We start from the raw sequence: 21,100 nt of genomic DNA, 5'->3' as shown, positions 1-21,100 counted from the left end.
AACGTTTTGCTAACCATGAGTATGGGCCGGCGCGGCCGCGCGCGGCGCGATTATTACCCGCCAGAACGACGCCACGACGACGTCGCTAGAGGCGGCGCGCCAGCAGCGCGCGGGCGCGTTCGCGTTCGGGCGGGTTGGCGTCGAGCGCCGCGTCGAACCGGAACTTGCCGGCCACCAGCGTGGCCGCCACCACGCCGTCGCGATACAGCACGCGGTTTCCGGTCACGGCCGGCACCTTGTCGCCGACCAGCAGCGTGCCGACGAGATTCAGCGGATCGGTCCCAGCAACGCAGATAAGAGCACCGTCGTTCGGCTGCCGGCGCACCTCGCGCAGCAGCGGAATCGCCTCGGGCAGCGCGAACTGCTCGCCCGCGAGTCCGTTGACGAACCGCCCGCCGCGGATCACGCCGCGCGCCTCGAGCCGCTGCAGAACGCGCAGCAGATCGCGCCACGGCGGAAGCCATTCGGCCTCGCGTTCGAGCACGCGCCAGAACACGACACCGTAGCGGCGCAGCAACGTCATTGCGGCGTGTTCGAGCGCCTCGGGCGGCAACTGGCGCCGCCGTTCGGGGGGATTTTCCGGCGCGCCGGCGGACGGACGGCTTACGAGCGCCCAGCGCCCCGCGTCGTCCATGCCGCCGATCAGCGCGCTCGCTCGCGCGCGCCGGCTGCTGGAAAACGCGTTGCGTTTGGCGACCGGCTTCAGCAACGCGCGCAAGCCCGCGAAGCTGTCGGAGTTCGCGAGGCCGGCCGCGACCAACTCGCCGAGCGCGTTTTCGAGCTCCATGCGCAGCACGCGCACCTCGGCGAGCAGTTCGTCGAAGAACATCGCGCCGTGTTGCGCGAGGGTGTCGTGCACGCTTTGCGCGAGCGCCGACAACTCGACCTGGCGCGCCGGATCGAGCAGCGCGCGCCACGCACGCAGCTGGACGCGCGGCAGCAGCACGATCGGCGTGCCGCGGACCGGACCGGCGGCGCCGCGCGCCCGCTCGGTCAGGCGGGTCCAGACGATCTTGCCGGCGCGGCATAGCTCATCGAGCGAACTGCTGGCGTAGGCACGCACGCGCGCGGGCAGGATGTCTTCCTCCCACGCGCCGGCCGCGGCCTGGAAGCCTTCGAGCTGGTCGAGCGCGGCGGCGAGCGCGTCGCGGCCTTCGGCGCGCGACGTCGGCGTCAGATGCTGCCATTCGAACAGGAAGCGCATGAAGTCGTGCCGCTCGACCGGCTCGATCTCACGCCGCAGCCGCCTCACCGTGTAGCGGTGGATGCGTGCGAGCAGGTGTCGTTCGCACCATTGCTCGTCGCTCGTGTGCGGCGTGAAGCGGCCGCGCAACAGATAGCCTTCGGCTTCGAGCCGGATCAGCGCCTGTTCGATCCGGTCGGCCGGCAAACCGAGCGGACGCGCGATCGCCTCGACCGTCAGCGGGCCGAAGCCGGTCAGCCGCGCGCGCAACACGTCGACGAGCGCGTCGTCGGCGTTCCAGCTCTCGGTGTAGCCCTTCGGGGCGCTCAGCGGCGGTGTGTAGCGATTGCGCGCGATGCCGGGGTACAGCGCTTCGAAACAGGTGAGGCGTTCGGCGGGCAGCCACAGTGCGCTGTCGCTGGCGTTGTCGTTGCCCGTGTTCGCGTTGGCTTGCGCGGCCAGCGGCAAGCGCGTCGCCCGGCCGGCATTCGCCAATGCCGCAAGCAGCGTCGGCCAATCCTCGTGCGCGAGCGCCTCGGCCCCGGTGATGCACGCGAGGCCCGTCAGCGCTTCGTGCATTTCGTCGGCGTTGCGCGCCTGCGGCCACGCCTCGTCGCGCACGCTGTCGATCGCGGCGGCGTCGAGCGCGCCAAGATCGTCGGCGCTTTCAGGGTCCGTCCAGCGGCGGTTCAGCACCGCCTGGGTGCGGCGCTCCTCGATCGGCGCGTCGTCGAGATACGCGTAGGGCTTCGCGGTCAGGATTTCGGCGGCGAGCGGTGACGGCGCCGGCAGATCACGCGCGACGAGCCGCAACTCGCCGCGCTCGATGCGGCGCAGCAGCGCGAGCCAGCGTTCGCTGTCCATCGCGTCGTGCAGACAGTCGTCGATAGTTTGGTCGACTAAAGGGTGGCGCGGCACCTCGCGTTCGCCGACGACGTTCTCCAGACACGCGGCCTGCTCGGGAAACACGCTCGCGAGCAGATCCTCGCTGCGCATGCGCTGCAGTTGCGGCGCGGTCTTGCGGCCGCCCGTGTAGCGCGGCAGGCCGAGTGCGGTCGTCGCGTTCCAGCGCCAGCGCACGCCGAACAATGGCGCATCGAGCAGTGCCTGGATCAGCAGATGTTCGGCGCTGTTCGAGTGCAGATAGCGCCAGACCTCGTCGAGCACGAACGAGTGGCTGCCGGTCAGCGACAGCACGATCGCGTCTTCGGTGGCGGCGGCCTGCAACTCGAAGTTGAAGCCGCGGCAGAAGCGCTTGCGCAGCGCGAGCCCCCACGCGCGGTTCACGCGGCTGCCGAACGGCGAGTGGATCACGAGCTGGGTGCCGCCCGATTCGTCGAAGAAGCGCTCCATCACCAGCGTGCTCTGCGTCGGCAGTACGCCGAGCGCGGCGCGCGCACGCGCCAGGTATTCGACGATCTGGCGCGCGGCGGGCGCGTCCAGCACGAGCTCGTCGGCGAGCCAGGCGATGGCGCGGTCGAGGCGCGCGGCCGTGGGTTCGGCTTCGCTCGCGGGCAACGTGGCTGCGGCGGTTGCGGACGCCGTGGTGGTCTGCGTCGCGCTCTGCGCCACGGCAGCTTTCGCTTTGCGTCCTCTCTTTGCCGCGGATTTCGCGGGCGTTGCGGCTGCTTCGGTTTGCGCCGCGGCGATTGGCACCGACGCAACCGCGTGTGACGCCGGCTCGCCCACCGTCAGCAAACGCTCGACCTGCTCCCGCAATCTCGTGACCGCGAAAGACAGCTCGTCGCTGCGCCCCGGCGCCTCGCCGAGCCAGAACGGAATGTTCGGCGGTTGCCCTTGTGCGTCCTCGACCCGCACCCGGCCACTCTCGATTCGCAGAATCCGGTACGACGCGTTGCCGAGCTGGAACACATCGCCGGCGAGGCTTTCGACCGCGAAGTCCTCGTTGACGGTGCCGATATTGATCGCCTGCGGTTCGAGCACGACGGCGTAATCGGCGTTTTCGGGGATCGTGCCGCCCGACGTTACGGCGACCAGCTTGCCGCCGCGCCGGCCGCGCAGCGTGCCGCTTACCGCATCGCGATGCACGTACGCGGCGCGCGGACCGTGGCGGCTCGTGTAGCCCTCGGCGAGCATGCGCAGCACCGCGTCGTATTGCTCGCGCGACAGATCCGCGTACGGCGCTGCGCGCCGCAGCATGTCGAACAACGCATTCTCGCTCCACTCGGCGCTCGACACTTCCGCGACGATCTGTTGCGCGAGCACGTCGAGCGGCGCGCGCGGGATGCGTAGCGCATCGAGTTCGCCACGCCGCACGCAATCGAGCAGCGCCGCGCATTCGAGCAGGTCGTCGCGCGAGGCTGGAAAGAGCCGCCCCTTCGGCATGCCGCCGACGTGGTGGCCCGAGCGGCCGACGCGTTGCAGGAACGGCGCGATCGCGCGTGGCGAACCCATCTGGCAGACGAGGTCGACGTCGCCGATGTCGATGCCGAGTTCGAGCGAAGCGGTCGCGATCAGCACGCGCAGTTCGCCGCGCTTCAGGCGCTGTTCGGCGTCGAAACGATGTTCTTTCGCGAGACTGCCGTGATGCGCAGCGACCGCGTCCTTGCCGAGCCGCTCGGTCAGATGACGCGCGGCGCGCTCGGCCATCCGCCGCGTGTTGACGAAGATCAGCGTCGTGCGATGCTGCGCGACCAGCTCGGCGAGCCGGTCGTAGACGCGCTCCCACACTTCGTTGGCCATCACCGCTTCGAGCGGCACCGGCGGGATCTCGAGCGCGAGGTCGCGCGCGCGGACGTGGCCGACGTCGATCACCGCGCACTCGGCCGGTACGTCGCTCTCGAGGCTCGCGCCGCCGACCAGAAACCGCGCGACCGCGCTGACCGGCTTTTGCGTCGCCGACAGCCCGATGCGCGGCAGGCGCCGGGCGCAGAGCGCGTCGAGCCGTTCGAGGCTCAGCGCGAGATGACTGCCGCGCTTGCTGCCGGCGAGCGCATGAATCTCATCGACGATCACCGTGCGCACCGTCGCCAGCATGCGGCGGCCAGAATCCGAGCCGAGCAGCACGTACAGCGACTCGGGCGTCGTCACGAGAATGTGGGGCGCGCGCTTTTTCAACGCATTGCGTTCCTGCTGCGTGGTGTCGCCGGTGCGCACCGCGGTGCGAATGTCGAGCGGCGGCAGGCCGAGCCTGTCGAGTTCGGCGGCGATGCCTTGCAGCGGCAGTTGCAGATTCAGGCGGATGTCGTTCGAAAGCGCCTTCAGCGGCGACACGTAGACGACCAGCGTTTCGTCGGGCAGCGTGCCGCCGTTCGCGAGGCCTTGCGAGACCAGGTCGTTCAGCGCGGACAGGAATGCGGTCAGCGTCTTGCCGGAGCCCGTCGGCGCGGCGACCAGCGTCGAGCGGCCGCTACGGATCTGCGGCCACGCGGCGGCTTGTGCGTCGGTCGGAGCGGCGAAGGTTTGCTGGAACCAGTTGGCGACGGCTGGGTGAAAACCGTCGAGCGCCTGCTGGGCTGGCGGTAAGGCTGGCGCGGCGGCGCGCGCCGCGCTCGCGGTGGAGCGGGTCTTGCGGGAGCGGGGCGCCGCGTCGAGTGCGGCGGAAGTCTTTGCCGAAGTCATGCTTGTGCAGATGAGGGCGGCGCCGGGGATATCCAGTCGGCACCGGGCAATGTCGACCGTTTTGGGGTTGTGGGTCATTCCACGCTGACGGCGCAATAGCCGTCAGTCTCGCAGGTTTTCGCCGCTCGTGCGCGGCGCATCGGGCTTCGCGCCGCTGCTGGAATTCGTAGTCTTTTGCGGCGTGTGTGCCACTCCTACCAACCTCCGCCAATTGCAGTACGCTTGACGACTCTTCCTGCACCCACGATGGAGCGTCGACGATGCGATATAACCAGTTGGGCCGTACCGGTGTGTTTGTTTCAGAGTTGTGTTTGGGCACGATGACCTTCGGCGGTGGCGAAGGCATCTGGCGGCAGATCGGCGATCTGCAGCAGAACGACGCGGAGCGGCTGGTCGGCCGGGCGCTCGACGCGGGCATCAATTTCATCGACACCGCCGACGTTTACGCGGGCGGCCTGTCCGAGCAGATCACCGGCCAGGCGCTGAAGAATCTGCAAGTACCGCGCGACAAGGTCGTGATCGCGACCAAGGTGTTCGGCCAGACCGGCGAGTTCGCAAACGCGCGCGGCGCGTCGCGCTATCACATCCTCGACGGCATCAAGGCGAGCCTGAAGCGTCTGCAACTCGATCACGTCGACCTGTATCAGATCCACGGTTTCGATCCGGCCACGCCGATCGAAGAAACCGTGCGCGCGCTCGATACGCTCGTGCAGCACGGCCACGTGCGCTACGTCGGCGTGTCGAACTGGGCCGCGTGGCAGATCGCGAAGGCGCTCGGCATCGCCGAGCGGCTCGGCACCGCGCGCTTCGAAACGCTGCAGGCGTATTACACGCTCGCGGGCCGGGATCTCGAACGCGAACTCGTGCCGATGCTGCAAAGCGAAGGCCTCGGCCTGATGGTGTGGAGTCCGCTCGCGGGCGGTTTTGCTGAGCGGCAAATACGGACGCGAGCAGCAGGCCGAAGCGGGCAGCCGTCGCACGAACTTCGATTTTCCGCCGGTCGATCGCGAGCGCGCGTATGACTGCATCGACGTGATGCGCGAAATCGCTGCAGCGAAAAACGTCTCGGTCGCGCAGATCGCGCTGGCGTGGCTGCTGCATCAGCGTGTCGTCAGCACGGTCATCGTCGGCGCGAAGAAAATCGAGCAGCTCGACGACAACATCGCGGCGACCAACGTCGCGCTATCCGCCGATGAGCTCGCGAAGCTGGCCGAAGTCAGCGCGCTGCCGGCGGAGTACCCCGGCTGGATGCTGGAGCGGCAGGGCGAGCAACGCCGGCAGCAGCTGGCCGAGGTTCGGCACGTCGTGCAGCGATAACGCGACGGCGTACTCGCGTTCGCCCTGGAAGCCCGAATCTTCATCGATGGGCCGCGCGAGTTTCATGCTCGCGCGCGCGGGCCTGAGGCGGTCGACTGGAAAAACCGCCAACTCGTGAAGACGATCCGCCGCTCTCAGGTTCTCCGCGGCCATTTCGTTTCGGCACTCGCTCAGGTCTCGACGTCCGCGAGACTGAAAGTCTCCGTCTTGTCGTTGTACGAGAAGATTTCCGCGTAACGACCCCAGTCGATCACCGCATCGAGTGTCTCCTGCGCCGCGCTGTCGGACAGCAGGTCCTCGAGTTCCTGCTCGAAGCGCACGCGCGGCGCGCGATGTCCGGGCCGTTCGTTGAGCACCTTTCTGATTCGCGCGGCGAGCGGCACGCGCTGCAATAGATGATCGGCGAACATGATCTTGCGCTCCTGCGTGCTGTCCTCGGCGAATCGATGCGCGGGTGGCGTCAGGAGCACGTCGCCCTCGCTGACTTCGGCAAAGCCGAGGTACTGCAGCATCTCCGCGACCGGGAACAGTTCGTCGACTTCCAGCTGCAGTGTGCGCGCGATGTCGGGCATGTCGGCGCGGCCGTTGTAGGGCGCTGCAGCGAGCGTTTCGAGCAGACCGGCCATCAGGTTGGTCGACACGTTCGGCAACCAGCTGCCGGGTTCGAGTTCGCGTTTGGCCGCGGTGTCGCTGGGGCGCGCGGTCATCTTCGCGTAGATTTCGTCGACGAGCGCGCGAAAATCCGGGTCGAGCCGGTTGCGCGGATGCGCGAACGGCACTACGGTCTCGGCCACCACGCGCCCGGGGTTCGACGACAGCACGAGAATGCGATCGCACATGAACACGGCTTCCTCGATGTTGTGCGTGACGATCAGCACCGACTTGATCGGCATGCGGTCCTGGTTCCACAGGTCGAGCAGGTCGGTGCGCAGCGTTTCGGCGGTCAGCACGTCGAGCGCGGAGAACGGCTCGTCCATCAGCAGGATGGTCGGATCGACGACGAGCGCGCGCGCGAAGCCGACGCGCTGCCTCATGCCGCCCGACAGTTCGCGCGGATACGCATTTTCGAAACCATCGAGGCCGATCAGATCGATCGCGGCGAGCGCGCGCGTGCGCCGCTCCTCGACGCCGACGCCGAGCGCCTCCAGCCCCGCTTCGACGTTCTGCAGCACCGTCAGCCACGGAAACAGCGCGAAGGTCTGGAACACCATCGCGACACCCTCGGCGGGACCGTCGAGCGGCTTGCCCAGGTAGGTCACATTGCCGCTCGTCGGCCGGATCAGACCGGCGATGATGCGCAGCAGCGTCGACTTGCCCGAGCCCGAGCGGCCGAGCAGTCCGACGATTTCGCCCTCGTGCAGCGTCAGATTGACGTCGTCGAGCACCAGCAGGTCGCTCTGGTTTTTATGGAAGCCGCGGCTCACGTGCTCGATGTTCAGCACTTGCGCGCCCACGCGCGGCGACGACTGGAGCCGGTCGGCGGGAATGGCTTGAATGACGTTTTGCATGGGTTCACTCCTGGTCGAGTCGCAGCCTGATTTCGGCAAAGGCATACAGGGGGCGCCACAGCGCGCGGTTGAATAGCGTGACGAATAGCGACATCACGGCGACGCCAAGGATGATCTTCGGAAAGTCGCCCGCGGCGGTCGTCTCGGCGATATAGGCGCCGAGGCCGTGCGCGACCACATTGGTATCGCCCCACTGGACGAACTCGGACACGATGCTCGCGTTCCACGCGCCGCCCGATGCGGTGATCGCGCCAGTTACGTAGTAAGGGAATACGCCCGGCAGCATCAGCTGGCGCCACCATTGCCAGCCCCGGATGCGGAAATTGATGGCCGCCTCGCGGTAGTCGTTCGGATAGGCGGTCGCGCCCGCGATCACGTTGAACAGGATGTACCACTGCGTGCCGAGCACGATCAGCGGCGACAGCCAGATATCCGGATTCAGATGAAAGCGCACGATCACGATCACGAACACCGGGAACAGCAGGTTCGCGGGGAACGCGGCGAGAAACTGCGCGAGCGGCTGGACCTTTTCGGCGAGCGCCGGACGCAGGCCGATCAACACGCCAATCGGTACCCAGATCACCGAGGAGATCGCGATCAGCACGGCGACCCGCAGTAGTGTGATGAGCCCGAGCACGAACACGTGACCGACCTCGTCGAGCGTGACGCCGGCACGCACATAGGCGACGACGCGATAGATCGCATAGACCGTCAGCACGAATACGAGCACGCCGCACACGATGTCCCCCACGCGCGTCGATTTCTCGCCGCGCGGTCCGCTGGCGCGTCGCGCGCTCGCGAAAGGCACACGGAACGGAATGCGTGCGGTGGTCGCGAGCATCACGCCCGCCGGCGTCAGCAACTGATGAATCAGACGTGTGCGCCGCATCGTGTCGAGCAACCAGGACTGCGGCGCGTTGCCCGAAGTCGTGGTCTCCATGCGGAACTTGTCGGCCCACGCGACGAGCGGCCGGAACAGCAACTGGTCATAGGCGAGAATCACGACCGTCATCGTCAGAATGACCCAGCCGACCGCGTGCAGGTTCTTGTCGCTGATCGCCTGCGCCAGGTAGGCGCCGATGCCCGGCAGCGTAACCGTGTGATTGCCGACCGTGATCGCTTCTGAAGCCACGACGAAGAACCAGCCGCCCGACATCGACATCATCATGTTCCAGATCAGGCCGGGCATCGAGAACGGCACTTCGAGTTTCCAGAAGCGCTGCCATGAAGTCAGATGAAAGCCGCGCGAGACTTCGTCGAGATCGCGCGGCACCGTGCGCAGCGACTGATAGAAGCTGAACGTCATGTTCCACGCCTGGCTCGTGAAGATCGCGAAGATCGCGGCGAGTTCGGCGCCGAGCACGCGGCCCGGGAACATCGCGAGGAAGAACGTGACCGTGAACGAGATGTAGCCGAGCACCGGCACCGACTGCAGGATGTCGAGGATCGGCACCAGCACGAGACCGGCGCGGCGGCTCTTGGCGGCCAGCGTCCCGTAGACCAGCGTAAAGATCAGCGACGCGACCATCGCCGCGAGCATGCGCAGCGTGGTGCGCATCGCGTACTCGGGCAGGTTGGCCGGATCGAGCGAGATCGCCTGCGTCTTTAGCGTCGACATCGGCGCGAGCGTCTCGTGAAAGCCGATCGACGCCATCGCGATCAGGCAGATGATCAGCGGGAACGCGACGAAGTCCCATCCGTTTGGACGCAGCCGTCGTGCGGATGCATTGGCGGTGCGGTTCAGGTTGAAACCGAACTCCATCAGTAACCTCCGGGGCCGTGGGTATTTGCGCACAGCGAAGTCGTGCCGCCGTACAGGGCGGCGACACATGCATCGATTCGCGAGGGATTGTTGAGTTGGAACATGACGAATCGCAAGTTGATGAAAGGGTTCATTCAGCAAGCAACGGCCACGACGAGGCAACGCCACAATCTTTCGATAATGGCGTTGATTCGTGACAGAAACCTGGCAGGACTTAAGAGAGCAGCGACCCGATTCGGTGCCACAGCGTGACAAGCCGATTCGATTGGACCGGATCGAGCGACAGAAGCGACTCGTAGTGAGCGCGCGGCTCGTTGCGATAGGGCAGATGCGGCAAAAGCAGAGCGAAATACATGACGTTTCTCCGCGCGTCGTATGTGACGCGGCAAGCGGAAAGCGGGCAGACGGTCCAACGTCGCACGCTTGGCGCGGCGTCAGGTTGCTAGCTGCTTTCCTTCTCTAAGGCTGAAGGGAAGGGGCATAAACAACAACTGTCACTGTCGGGCATGGGGCTCCTCGTCGGGTTGAACTGCGCTCAGGCACGCAGCGTGGTTTTACCGGCCTCGCCAGAACCCGCGACCAGGCGCGGGTATCGGCGAGCTTCGGCCGCAAACCCGAAGGCTTGCGAGGGCGTGCCAGTGCGGACGAGCGAAGGCGGCGTCCACATGGCGCTCATGATCGAGGTGCACGAAGAAGATTTGCTACGGCGCGCACCGTTCTGCCTGCTGGCGGAACGGCGGCGCGGGGAAGGGGCGCGGACGTTCTGCCGGTCAGGCAGTGAAACTGTTCGAAGATCGACTACTGCAGGTGTCCAAGGCATCAGCCCCATTTGAGAAGACGGGCGAATTCTAGACGCGGTAAAAACCCGGAGTCAACCAGATTCTGTAAGCAGAGCCAACATTTATCGACGAAGGCTTGCGTAACGAGTTCGAGAATCATTGCGTGCGGCCCCGAGAACCCGACGTTGTCTTTATGCGTTTTTTACTTGCGCTTTTTCGGGCGACGTCAATACAATCCGCCCCAACGTATCGAAGGAGTCACCCATGGACGCATGTTCAGGCAGTGGAAGTCCGATGCCGGCCAGCGCCGGCAACACAACCGCGAGATAGTCGCCGCAGGTTCACTCCTTCGCCGCTAACTCGCCCCATTCGGGTTAGCGCGCTTCAATTCTGACCGGCCTTTGCTGCCGGTTTTCCGTAGCACGCTTCCTCTTTTCTGACCGTCGTCTGCAACCTCGGCTTGCAGAGGCGGTTGCGCTTTCGCATTGCGCTCGCCTTCGGGCCGAGCGGCGCGGAGGGATGATGCTTGTCTATCTGCTTCAGATAGTGCAGCAACGCCTGTGGCGGGCGGAATCAGTAAGCGCGTTGCGCTCGTTGTGCGCCGGAGTGCGTTACGTAACGTCGCTGGCTCGCGCAAGCTTGCATGCCGGGAATGAATTGAACACACGTTTGCCACCTGCGTGTGCGAACAACAACGGAGCGATCCGCCTATAACTTCAACCCCAGATACGTGATGGAAAATATCTACAAGCGCAGACCGCTGAGTTCCGGCGGTGCCATCGCCGTGAGCGCAGTTCTTTCTCTCGGCCTCGTTCCTCGCGCGTTCGCGCAGACACCCGGCGAAGCCGCGCCGACGCAAGCGGCGTCATCGACCGCCCCGGCCGCACCGGCTCCCGGCGCCACGGACAATGCGGCGCCCGCCGATCAGAGCGTCGCCGCGCCCGCGGGATTGTGGGAGCGCTCGAACCTGCTCGGCGACATGGGCGGTTTGCGTCCGTGGCTCGGCAACTACGGTGTGACTTTCAATCTGCAGGAGACCGGCGAGTACATGGGCAACCTCTCGGGCGGGACGAATCGCGGCGGTGCTTATCAAGGCTTGACCGAGTTCGGACTCGTCGTCGATGCGCAAAAGGCGTTTGGATTGCCAGGCGGCACTTTCAACGTGTCCGGTCTGCAGATTCACGGCACGAGCCTGACCGCCAGAAATCTGCAAACGCTGCAAACCGCGAGCGGCATCGAAGCCGACGCCGCGACCCGTCTGTGGGAACTGTGGTATCAGCAGTCGCTCGGCAACGTCGACGTGAAGATCGGTCAGCAGAGTCTCGATCAGGAGTTCATGGTCAGCCAGTACGCGGCCACCTTCATGAACGCGACGTTCGGTTGGCCAGTGCTGCCGTCCGTCGATCTGCCGGCGGGCGGCCCGGCCTATCCGCTGTCGTCGCTCGGCGTGAGGGCGCGGGCGTCGTTCGCGAACGGAGTAACCGTGTTGGGCGGCGTATTCGACGGCAATCCGGCGCCAGGCGTCGGCGATCCGCAAAAGCTCAACGCGAGCGGCACGAACTTCAATCTCGGCAACGGCGTGCTCGTGATCGGCGAACTGCAGTACGCGATCAACCAGCCGTCGGCGAATGCGTCCGATCCGAAGCCGGCCGGCCTGCCGGGCACCTACAAGCTCGGCTTCTGGTACAACAGCAACCACTTCGCGGATCAGGGTTTCGACACGAGCGGCCTGTCGCTAGCGAATCCGGCGAGCAACGGCGTGCCGACGAGTCATCGCGGCAACTACAGTTTCTACGCGGTCGCCGATCAGATGGTGTGGCGCGCGGGCTCCGACAGTCCGCGGTCGCTCGGTGTGTTCGCGCGCATCATGGGTGCGCCGGGCGATCGCAATCTGGTCGATCTCGGCGTAAACGCGGGCGTGACGCTCAAGGCGCCGTTCAAGGGGCGCGACACCGACGTGGTCGGGCTCGCGCTCGGCTATGCGAAGATCGGCTCGCACGCGCAGGATCTTGCGAGCGCGCAGCCGCTGTACACGCCGGGCTATCCGTCGCGCAGCGCGGAGACGATGCTCGAAGCCACCTATCAGTATCAGGTCGCGCCGTGGTGGATGCTGCAAGCGGACTTCCAGTACTTCTGGCGGCCGGGCGGCGGAATTCCGCATCCGGACGATTCGTTCCAGCGCATCGAGAACGAAGCGGTTCTCGGTTTGCGTACGACGATTCAGTTCTGAGGAACGGTCATCAGGCTGGTACGCGTTTGATCGATCGCTTCAACAAGGGCCGCGCGCCGCATCGCCGGACATGACGGGTCGATGCGGCACGTAAGGACGGACGATGACTTGGCAATCGCTGCGTCTAATCATCAGTCTCGCTTACCCCTGCGTATGCGCGGCGACCGCGTCCAGCGTGCGCGCCGAGTACACCAGCGTCGCGCCCGCGTTGATCGCCATCGCGACGCCGAGCGCTTCGGCGATTTCCTCGCGGGTCGCGCCGTGCTTCAGCGCCTCGGCCGTATGGACCGTGATACAGCCGTCACAGCGCAGGCTGACCGCTACCGCGAGCGCAATCAGCTCGCGCATTTTCGCGCCGAGCAGGTCGGTCTTCTGACCGGCGCTCGACATCGCCTGATACGCCTTCACGCTTTCGGGCGCGAGCTTCGACATTTCGCCGATACGGCCGAACAGTTCCTTGCGGTAATCGATCCAGTTCAACATGGCAGTGCTCCTTGGTCCGTTGCGCGCCGGCGGTTGCCGGCGTCGTGGGACAAAGTATTGCGCCGCGCCGCGATATCCTGAATACTCATTCGACTCAACTTTTAGCGCGCTCGTCTCATGGACACGCTCAGTCGCCTGATCGACCTTGCCCGGCCGCAAGCGAGTCTCGATCTTCGCTGCCTGCTATCAGGCGCATTCGACATCGATCACGCGCCGCTGGAGGCGGGCGTTGCGCCGTTTCATCTGGTGCTCGACGGCAGCTGTGTGATCGAGACCGCCGCCGGCGAGCCGCTCGAATTGCAGGCCGGCGATTTCATGCTGTTTCCGCGTGGCGCCGCGCATCGCATGCGCGACGTAAAGCGCTCGGCGGGTGGCCTGCCGTTGACGCTCGGGCATGACGGCATGCTGCCGGTGCGGCGCAACGATGGCCACGAAACCACTGCCACGGCCGCGCACGCGCCCAACGACACCGCGATTCATGACGGCGTCGATCTGCTGTGCGGCCGCTTCGTCTATGCACCCGGTTCATCGGCGTTGCTGCTCAATGTGCTGCCCGATCCGCTGCACGTATCGCTCGGGGATGCGCAAACGCTCGATGCGTTGCAGACGATGATCACTCTGATGCGCGGCGAAGCGGAGCGGCGTCAGCCTGGCGCGCTCGCGATCGTGACGGCCTTGAGCCACGCGCTGTTCGCGATGGCACTGCGCGTGCACGGCGAGCGCAATGCGAACGGCACCGGGATGCTCGCGTTGCTGACGGACGCACGCCTCGGCGCATCGGTGCAGGCCATGCTCGACGCGCCCGAACGCGCATGGACGATCTCTGAACTCGGCGAGCGCGCGGCGATGTCGCGCGCGACCTACGCGCGCCACTTCAACGCGCGCGCGGGCGTGACCGTGATGGATTTTCTGACGCAGATCCGCATGGCGATCGCCAGCGATCTGCTGTTGCGCACACAACGCAGCGCGGCGGACATCGGCGAGGCGGTCGGCTATCAATCGGAGGCGGCGTTCGGCAAGGCGTTCGCGCAAAGCGTCGGTGTGACGCCGGGACGTTACCGGCGCCGCACACCAACGGACGATGCTCTGGATGACTGACTAAAGACTCAACGCGTGGGCGATTCTATCTGGGCGGTCCGCCCTTGCTGAACGCGCGCCTTTCGAGCGACGCCATCAGTCGCGCGACCACGAGCGCGCAGACCGTGCCGAGCGTCACTTCGGCAAGCCGCAGAAAGGCCTTGTCCCACGCCGGGCCGATGCCTGGCGCCAGCAGCATGATCGTCGCGGTGATGCCGCCGAGGCGCGCTGCGCTGCCGACGTTGACGACCCAGCAGATCAGGATCGCGACCGCCACGGTCGCCGCGTACGCGGCAAAATGGCCGCCGCCCGCGAGCGTGCCGATCAGCCCGCAAATACCGCCGACCATCGCACCGATGAACTGGTCGCGCGACAGCTTGCGGGTGTCGATATAACTATGCTGGCTTACCGCGATCGCGGTGATCGCGGCCCAGAACGCCTGCTCGGTGTGCAGCGTGCGACCGATGCCGAACGCGAGGCTCGCGCCCGCCACGGCCTGCACGGCCATGAAGCCGCCCTCGATCAAGCGGTCGCCGAGCGGCAGCGTCTTCAGGAAAGCGAACAGCGCATCGGCGGCGTGCGTGCGTGAGGAAGGGCTTGAATCGTCGGACGGAGTCATCGGATGAAGGCGGCTCGGCGGGGCAGGAGGTCCCGTATTCTAGCGGCTCCGCTTCACGCTTCCACTGCTAGCTAGATCGTACCGAACAGCGCGCGCGGCCGGTCGCGTAGCGTGTGCGCGAGAATCTGCAGGCCACGCGTCAACTGCTCGCGCGACTCGGCGCAAGCGAGGTTGATGCGCACGCCGTGCTCGACCGTCGAGCGATCGACCGCGAACGCGGATGCGGGCATCGTGTTGACCCCGCGCGCGAGCGCGTTTGCCGCGAAGTCGTCCGAGCGCCACGGCGGCGGCACGCGCAACCACACGAACATGCATGCGGGGTCGCTCTTCGGTCAGTTGACCTCGCTGTCGACCTCGACCGCGACCGGCTTCAGCACCGCACAAAGCTGCGTTACGTTGCTATCGACCGGACTGAGCACGACCAACAGCAACCTGAGCCAGCTGTCGACCTCGACTTCAACGGCGATCAGCGCCGCAGAAAGCGGCGTAGCGTCACTGTCGACCGGGCTCAACACCACCAACAGCAATCTCGCGTCGTTGTCCACCGGCCTCACCACGGCGTCGAGCAGTGTGACGGCACTGTCGACAGGCATCGCCAACGGCACCGTCGGCCTCGTGCAGCAGGTCGGCGGCGCGCCGGGCAATGGCACGGTAACGGTCGGCGCGAACACGGGCGGCAACGTCGTCGACTTCGTGGGCACCGCGGGCGCGAGCCAACTGACCGGCGTCGCCGCGGGCACAGCGCCGACCGATGCGGTCAACGTGAGCCAGTTGCAGGCGGTGACCTCGATCGACAACGACGCGGTGCTGTACGACAACGCGTCCCATGCAAGCGTGACGCTCGGCGGTGTCGGCGCCAGCGTTGCGCTGGGGTCGGGCGCACAGGCGAGCGGCGCGGGTTCGTCGGCGCTCGGCGCGAATGCGGTTGCGGCCGCGCCCAACTCGGTCGCGCTCGGTGCGGGCTCCGCCGCCAGCGACGCGAACTCGGTGTCGATCGGCTCGCTCGGTCACGAACGGACGATCTCGAACGTCGCGCCGGGCGTCAGTCCGACCGACGCGGTCAACATGCAGCAGTTGGACTCGGTTCAGCAGGGGGTGAACGCGGTGGCGCGCCAGGCCTATTCAGGCATCGCCGGCGCGACCGCGTTGACGAGGATCCCGGACGTCGACCCCGGCAAGACCCTCTCGGTTGGAATCGGCTCGGGCAACTACAAGGGCTACACGGCCGTTGCAATCGGCTTTTCCGCGCGGGTGACCGCCAACCTGAAGGTCAAGGGCGGCGTCGGTACGAGCGCGACGGGGAAACCGGCTGTATGTCCGCGACGATCCCGATCCATTACCGCCGCCGACGCGCGGCCGGATGCTCGCGCGCCAGATCGAATCACTGATAAGGGGGGGTGATCGTGCAATATGACCCCCCCTTCGAAAACACCATCCCCCCCTCCCAAAGGGGGGCGATTTGAAAGGCGACTGGCTCTATCGTTCTTCTCGAAATTCACAATGCATACGGGGCCGGCGCCGCTGGCCGCTCACGCCGACCTGGTGCCGTATGCGATTTTCTATGTTGGCTTTTTCGTCCTGTTTGAACTGGTTGCTCGTGTGAGTGAAATTCCAGATGCAAATGTCTTTCGCCGCATCTGTCGAGCGGGCCGGTCTTCAAGTCGCCAGGGCGAAAGAAAAAGGTGATAGATGAATATCCTGTTGGTGGAAGACAATCCCGCGCAAGCTGATTCGGTCGAAAGGGAGATCGGGCAATCCGGGCATCGAATAAACAAGGTCGAGCGGGGCAAGGACGCAATCAGTTTTCTTCAGGCCAACGAGGTCGATCTCGTGGTGCTCGACTGGGAATTGCCGGGCATGAGCGGCTTCGAGGTGCTGTACTGGATACGCCGTCACCTGGGCCGCGAACCCGCGGTGCTGTTCGTGACCAGCCGGCTTCTGGAAGTCGACATCGTGCAGGCGCTGGACGCCGGCGCGGATGACTACGTCGTCAAGCCGTTCCGGGCCAAAGAGCTGGGGGCACGGGTAGGCGCGCTGTTGCGTCGCACACGACGCAGCATCAAGGTGGAAAGTGCAATCGCGGTTGGGCCGTATGTCTTCGACGTCACGCAGCGCAGTGTTTTTCTGCACGGCGAATCGATCTTGTTGACGGAAAAGGAATTCGACGTGGCGGCCTATTTCTTCGCGAACCTCGGACGGGTCGTTTCCAAGCGGCTTCTGGCGAAGCTTGCGTGGGGCCGCGAGCTGGATAGTACGTCGCGCACGATCGACACGCATATCTACCGGCTGCGACGCAAGCTGACCCTGCATCCGGACAACGGCGTGCGATTGACGACCGTCTATACGCACGGCTACCGGCTCGACGAGGTCGCTGCTGGCAGCGCGCAAGCGCAAGCGCCGGCGAGCGCCGAGCCGGAAGACGCTGTCGCGGAGAAGGACAGGTCCGAGCAGGGCGCGCAAAACGATCTCCGCTAGCGATCCGACACGAGACCATGAGCGACCTGAAGCGGATTGCGCTGGTCGCGCCTCGTTGCGCGGCTCCTCATTGAGTCGTCATACGGTTCGGCGTATCTTGAAAGCAAATTCACAACGACCCTCCATGCCTCTCACGGATAGCCGGTGAGAGGACACCTCATGAATACAACCGCTGATAGTTTCGAGCGTGAATGGATCGTGTCGCTGATCCAGACCAAGATGATGCCGCCGCGTCTTCCCGCGGGTTGCGTGCAACGGCCGGGATTGCTCCGGCGACTCGATGAACGACGTCCGCGTCACATTACGCTCGTGACCGCGCCCGCGGGTTTCGGCAAAACGACCTTGCTTGCCGCGTGGAGCGACGCGCAAACGAGAAAGAAGCGTCCCGTTGCGTGGCTCAGTCTCGATGAAGAAGACGACGATCCGCAGCAACTCGGGGCCTATCTGGTGGCGGCGCTTTGTCGCGCGTCGAAGGAGATCGCGTGGCAGGCACAGCAACTCCTCGATAACGATGCGCACACGCCGGTCAGAACGGTCATTTCAGTGCTGCTCAATGGCATCGCCGCATACGGCCGCGGTGTTTTCCTGGTGCTCGACGACGTCGACCGTCTGAGCGCGAAACCCGTTCTCGCGATCGTGTCGCGCCTGCTGCGCTACGCGCCCGACAACCTGCACGTGCTGCTCGGCGCGCGCGGCGAACCGGCGCTGTCGCTGAGCGGGCTGCGCTCGCCCGACAAACTTTCGCGTGTGAATGTCGACGATCTGCGCTTTTCGCTCGACGATGCTCAGGCGTTTTTCGACCACACCGGTAACGCGCTGCTCAACCGCAACAGCGTCGAGTTGTTGAACAGCGCGACCGAAGGCTGGGTGGCCGGTTTGCAACTGGCTTCGCTCGGACTGAACCGGATCGATGACGTGGCCGCGCTCGCCAGTCATCTCGCCGGTTCCCGCTTCGGCATCGATCGCTACCTGAACGATACGGTGTTTGCGCATTTGCCGCCGCCCATGCTGACGTTTTTGCTTTACACGTCGATTCTCGAGCGGCTTACGGCGACGCTGTGCGACGATGTCATGGGCGGTGAGGGCGAAAGCGGAGAAAAGCTGGACTGGCTCGAGCGGCATAACGTGTTCATCCGGCCGCTCGATGAGACGCAGAACTGGTATCGCTATCACGCATTGCTGAGCGATGCGCTTCGCCGCCGTCTCATGCGTCAGACGCCAGGACAGGTTCCGTTGCTGCATCGCCGGGCCAGCCTGTGGTTCGCGCGGGCTCGCCTGTGGCGCGAAGCCGTGCGACATGCGCTGGCCGCGGGCGACATCGGGCAGGCGGCGCAGTGGGCCGAAAACTGTGCGATGGAGATGCTCCAACGCGGCGACCCGTTCAGGCTGCCGGGCTGGATTCGCAAACTGCCGCCGGACGTGATCGCGGGTCGACTGCGCTTGCGTCTGGCGAAAGCCTGGGCTCTCGCGATGTCGCTTGAGACCGCGCGCGCGTCGAAGGAGATCGGCGAGATTGCCGACGAGTTCGAACGAATGGCCCGTGATGATCGGTCGGTAGCCGACGAGGTCGCATGGGCGGAGATCAACGCGATCCACGCGATGATCGCTTGCGTGAACGACGACAGCGAACATGCGCTGGAACTCGGGCGTGCCGTTGAGGCATCGACGGCGCCTGCGGAACCGTGGGTACGCCATTACGGGCAAAGCGCGGAGATTTTCGGCTTGATGTATAGAGGGCAGTTCGCCTACATCTCCCGCGTATGGAGAGCGCGGGTCGATCAGGTGGGACTCAGCCGGAAACCGAACAGCGCGGATATGTTGCGCGACGCGGTGTACGGCATCGCCGCGCTGATACACGGCGAACTTCCCGATGCGAGGCGGGTGATGGAGGTCGCGATGCGGTACTCCGAAGACAAGCTAGGAGAGTGGTCGGCGGGCGCGGCCGCGGTAGCCGGTTGCCTTGCGTCGATTTACTACGAGTGCAACGAGCTGTCCAAGGCGCGGAAGTTGATCGACGGTCGCATGACCATCGCGCTGGAGACTTCGCCGCTCGCCGCATTGATGCGCTAGATGCTCACCGCGTCGCGCCTGCTGTGGCGGGATGGCAAAAAAGGGCCGGCGCTCGCCGTTCTCGAGGACGGTCGACAGCTCGCGATAACCCGTCGATGGTTGCGTCTGAAGCTCGCGTGCGATGCGGAAACCGTCAGACAGCTGCTTGCCGACGGTAGGGTGGTCGAGGCGCGACAGGTCACCGACGAACTGAGCGCGAGTGTACCGATGATGTGCGAAGGGCGACGGGGCTCGGCGATGGAAACGTGGGCAAGCTACTGCGTGCTGCAAGCCCGCGTTCTGCTCGCTGAAAATGCCGCCGGCGACGCCGTTGGTTTTCTCTCGCGCTCACTCGACAATCTGGTTGCACTGGGCTGGCGCTATGCCGAGGCCGTCGTTTCGCTGCTGCTTTCTCTCGCGCATGAGCAGAACGGTGCTTCGGAACAGGCGTTCGCCGCGCTGGGAAACGCGCTGCGGATCGGCGGCGCGATGGGGATGATCAATAGCTTCGTGGACGAGGGGCCGCCGATGCGTGCGTTACTGGAACGCTTTCGCCGCACGCCATCGGAAATCGCGACCGGGCACGCCACGTATATCGGCACGGTGCTGTCGGCTTTCGACGAGGCGGATAACACGCCATCTTCTTCGTCGAGCTATGCCGACACGAAGATAACGCCGGGCACACTGAGCGCGCGAGAACTCGAAATACTGGGCTACGTCGCTCGCGGGCTGTCCAACAAGGAAATCGGACGATCATTGAATCTGGCACCCGAGACGGTCAAATGGCACATGAAGAACGTGTTCGAAAAACTGAACGTCAATTCGCGGTACGAGGCCGTGCAGAGTGTCTTCGGCATTCAGCCTGGAGCCGACTGAAGCGCCGTGCCGCGTGATGGCGCCGTCATCCGGTCACCTCACCGCGGCTCTCGTCCAAATGCTTCGCGCAGCTTGCGCTTGGCCCGCTGCAACGTATCGCGCCGCTCCTTCGGCAGGTTTCGGCCCGCTCGATTGATGTAGAAATTGAGCATCGACATCGCCGATTGAAACGGCGTGCCCTTGCGTCGACTGCTCGCCGTCGACGAGTGCTTCAACGATTGCGCGATGGACTCCGCGCTGCCGGTTTTGAAAATATCCTTCCGGATGTCCATCGCGTCGCTCGTTTCCATTACGTGATGCGACCATCTCTTCGCGCCGGACGCGCCGTTCGACTTCGCGGTTTTGGCGCGCTGCGCGGCATGCGCCCGCGCGTGGCGCTGACGCGGTGGCCGTCCCGACTTGCCACGAGACACAGGGCGTTTCGATTTGCTGCTGGTCTTTCGGGTCGCCATTGTGTGGTCTCCCGAAGCGGAATGTCGGACTCGCCACGCGTCGAAAATGGTCGATTTGGCGATCAGAGCTTCACGCCACCGGCCTCGGGCGCATCCGACGAACCCGCGGGAATGTCATCGGCGCCGAGGTCGTCGCGCCTCGTATAGACGTCGCCGCCCCAGTAGGGTTCGCTGCCGTAGTACTGATGCACGGTGGTGGCCCACGTCTGATCCGCCATCGATGGCCAGTGATCCTTATCAAATCCCGGTGCGTTCTTCACGCGCTCGGCCACCATGTTCAGCACGAAGCATTTTTCCTGCGTATCGAGTGTCAGCGCACTCCACGGAATCGCGAGCAGCTTGTCGCCGATGCCGAGAAAACCGCCGCTCGACAGCACCGCATACGCGACGCGGCCCGAACGCACGTCTAGCATGATGTCCTTGATCTTGCCGATGTGCTCGCCGTCGCTGCTGATAACCTTGTTGCCGTCGAGCGTAGCCGCGGCCATTACATCCGGACCTGGGCCTTCCGCGGTCGCGGTGCCTTTACCGACGATGTTCGCACCTTGTGTCTGGGTCTGCATCACCATGATGGGCTCCTTTTGAAGGGGTGAATGTACCGAGGCATTTAGCAACGGCCGTTCCATCTAGCCATGCGGCGCCGTTACGCCGTGGCGCGCGGCGCATCCGCGCGACGAGGCACCGCGTGCGTAAAGGATGCAAGCGCGT

General features: G+C 65.3%; 14 protein-coding genes and 2 pseudogenes. 7 read left to right on the top strand and 9 right to left on the bottom strand.

The features are described from left to right. Positions 1-85: 85 nt before the first annotated feature. Complete coding sequence (locus tag OKW30_RS32635; RefSeq protein ID WP_429348660.1) at positions 86-4,765, bottom strand: DEAD/DEAH box helicase; 4,680 nt, start codon at positions 4,763-4,765, stop codon at positions 86-88. A 260-nt stretch (positions 4,766-5,025) separates the two neighbouring features. On the opposite strand from OKW30_RS32635, the pseudogene OKW30_RS32630 reads away from it, so the two are divergent. Then, positions 5,026-6,082, top strand: a pseudogene (locus tag OKW30_RS32630) (aldo/keto reductase). Positions 6,083-6,252: 170 nt separating this feature from the next. Here OKW30_RS32630 and OKW30_RS32625 read toward each other — a convergent pair. From OKW30_RS32625 to OKW30_RS32615, 3 genes are all read right to left on the bottom strand, one after another. Further along, positions 6,253-7,590, bottom strand: a complete 1,338-nt coding sequence (locus OKW30_RS32625; RefSeq protein WP_429348659.1) for an AAA-associated domain-containing protein — start codon at positions 7,588-7,590, stop codon at positions 6,253-6,255. 4 nt (positions 7,591-7,594) lie between these two features. Next, positions 7,595-9,352: an ABC transporter permease gene (locus OKW30_RS32620; RefSeq protein WP_429348658.1), complete on the bottom strand. Its 1,758-nt coding sequence runs from the start codon at positions 9,350-9,352 to the stop codon at positions 7,595-7,597. Between the two features lie 214 nt (positions 9,353-9,566). Further along, complete coding sequence (locus OKW30_RS32615; RefSeq protein WP_429348657.1) at positions 9,567-9,707, bottom strand: hypothetical protein; 141 nt, start codon at positions 9,705-9,707, stop codon at positions 9,567-9,569. Between the two features lie 1,157 nt (positions 9,708-10,864). On the opposite strand from OKW30_RS32615, the gene OKW30_RS32610 reads away from it, so the two are divergent. After that, positions 10,865-12,361: a carbohydrate porin gene (locus OKW30_RS32610; RefSeq protein WP_429348656.1), complete on the top strand. Its 1,497-nt coding sequence runs from the start codon at positions 10,865-10,867 to the stop codon at positions 12,359-12,361. 141 nt (positions 12,362-12,502) lie between these two features. On the opposite strand, the gene OKW30_RS32605 is transcribed toward OKW30_RS32610, so the two are convergent. Beyond that, complete coding sequence (locus tag OKW30_RS32605) at positions 12,503-12,844, bottom strand: carboxymuconolactone decarboxylase family protein (RefSeq protein ID WP_090809722.1); 342 nt, start codon at positions 12,842-12,844, stop codon at positions 12,503-12,505. A 117-nt stretch (positions 12,845-12,961) separates the two neighbouring features. Here OKW30_RS32605 and OKW30_RS32600 point away from each other — a divergent pair, with 117 nt between their 5' ends. Further along, complete coding sequence (locus OKW30_RS32600; protein ID WP_187630732.1) at positions 12,962-13,942, top strand: cupin domain-containing protein; 981 nt, start codon at positions 12,962-12,964, stop codon at positions 13,940-13,942. A 25-nt stretch (positions 13,943-13,967) separates the two neighbouring features. On the opposite strand, the gene OKW30_RS32595 is transcribed toward OKW30_RS32600, so the two are convergent. Both OKW30_RS32595 and OKW30_RS32590 read right to left on the bottom strand, forming a co-directional pair. Then, positions 13,968-14,540, bottom strand: coding sequence for an FUSC family protein (locus OKW30_RS32595; RefSeq protein WP_184039715.1), 573 nt, complete (start codon positions 14,538-14,540; stop codon positions 13,968-13,970). A 71-nt stretch (positions 14,541-14,611) separates the two neighbouring features. Continuing rightward, positions 14,612-14,869: pseudogene (locus OKW30_RS32590) on the bottom strand (PLP-dependent aminotransferase family protein); the annotation flags it as partial. On the opposite strand from OKW30_RS32590, the gene OKW30_RS32585 reads away from it, so the two are divergent. The 4 genes from OKW30_RS32585 to OKW30_RS32570 all read left to right on the top strand — a co-directional run bounded on the left by OKW30_RS32585 (position 14,850) and on the right by OKW30_RS32570 (position 19,940). After that, positions 14,850-15,941 (top strand): YadA family autotransporter adhesin, encoded by a 1,092-nt coding sequence (locus OKW30_RS32585; RefSeq protein ID WP_260335516.1) that lies wholly within the window; start codon positions 14,850-14,852, stop codon positions 15,939-15,941. The pseudogene OKW30_RS32590 and the gene OKW30_RS32585 overlap by 20 nt on opposite strands. A gap of 288 nt (positions 15,942-16,229) precedes the next feature. After that, entirely contained in the window at positions 16,230-17,015 is a 786-nt protein-coding gene (locus OKW30_RS32580; protein ID WP_184062474.1) for a response regulator transcription factor, read from the top strand. A gap of 159 nt (positions 17,016-17,174) precedes the next feature. Further along, positions 17,175-19,085 (top strand): AAA family ATPase, encoded by a 1,911-nt coding sequence (locus OKW30_RS32575; protein WP_429348655.1) that lies wholly within the window; start codon positions 17,175-17,177, stop codon positions 19,083-19,085. Further along, positions 19,086-19,940 (top strand): LuxR C-terminal-related transcriptional regulator, encoded by an 855-nt coding sequence (locus OKW30_RS32570; protein ID WP_429348654.1) that lies wholly within the window; start codon positions 19,086-19,088, stop codon positions 19,938-19,940. 38 nt (positions 19,941-19,978) lie between these two features. On the opposite strand, the gene OKW30_RS32565 is transcribed toward OKW30_RS32570, so the two are convergent. Both OKW30_RS32565 and OKW30_RS32560 read right to left on the bottom strand, forming a co-directional pair. Next, positions 19,979-20,392 (bottom strand): DUF3175 domain-containing protein, encoded by a 414-nt coding sequence (locus tag OKW30_RS32565; protein ID WP_429348653.1) that lies wholly within the window; start codon positions 20,390-20,392, stop codon positions 19,979-19,981. A 62-nt stretch (positions 20,393-20,454) separates the two neighbouring features. Continuing rightward, positions 20,455-20,961: a PRC-barrel domain-containing protein gene (locus tag OKW30_RS32560; RefSeq protein WP_429348652.1), complete on the bottom strand. Its 507-nt coding sequence runs from the start codon at positions 20,959-20,961 to the stop codon at positions 20,455-20,457. Positions 20,962-21,100 lie beyond the last annotated feature (139 nt).

Origin of the sequence: Paraburkholderia sp. Clong3 (assembly GCF_050436485.1) — a bacterium.
In the GTDB taxonomy this organism is placed as follows: Bacteria; Pseudomonadota; Gammaproteobacteria; order Burkholderiales; family Burkholderiaceae; genus Paraburkholderia; species Paraburkholderia tuberum.
The sequence above is the reverse complement of the archived record's forward strand: the minus strand, read 5'-3'. Positions and strand labels throughout refer to the sequence as shown.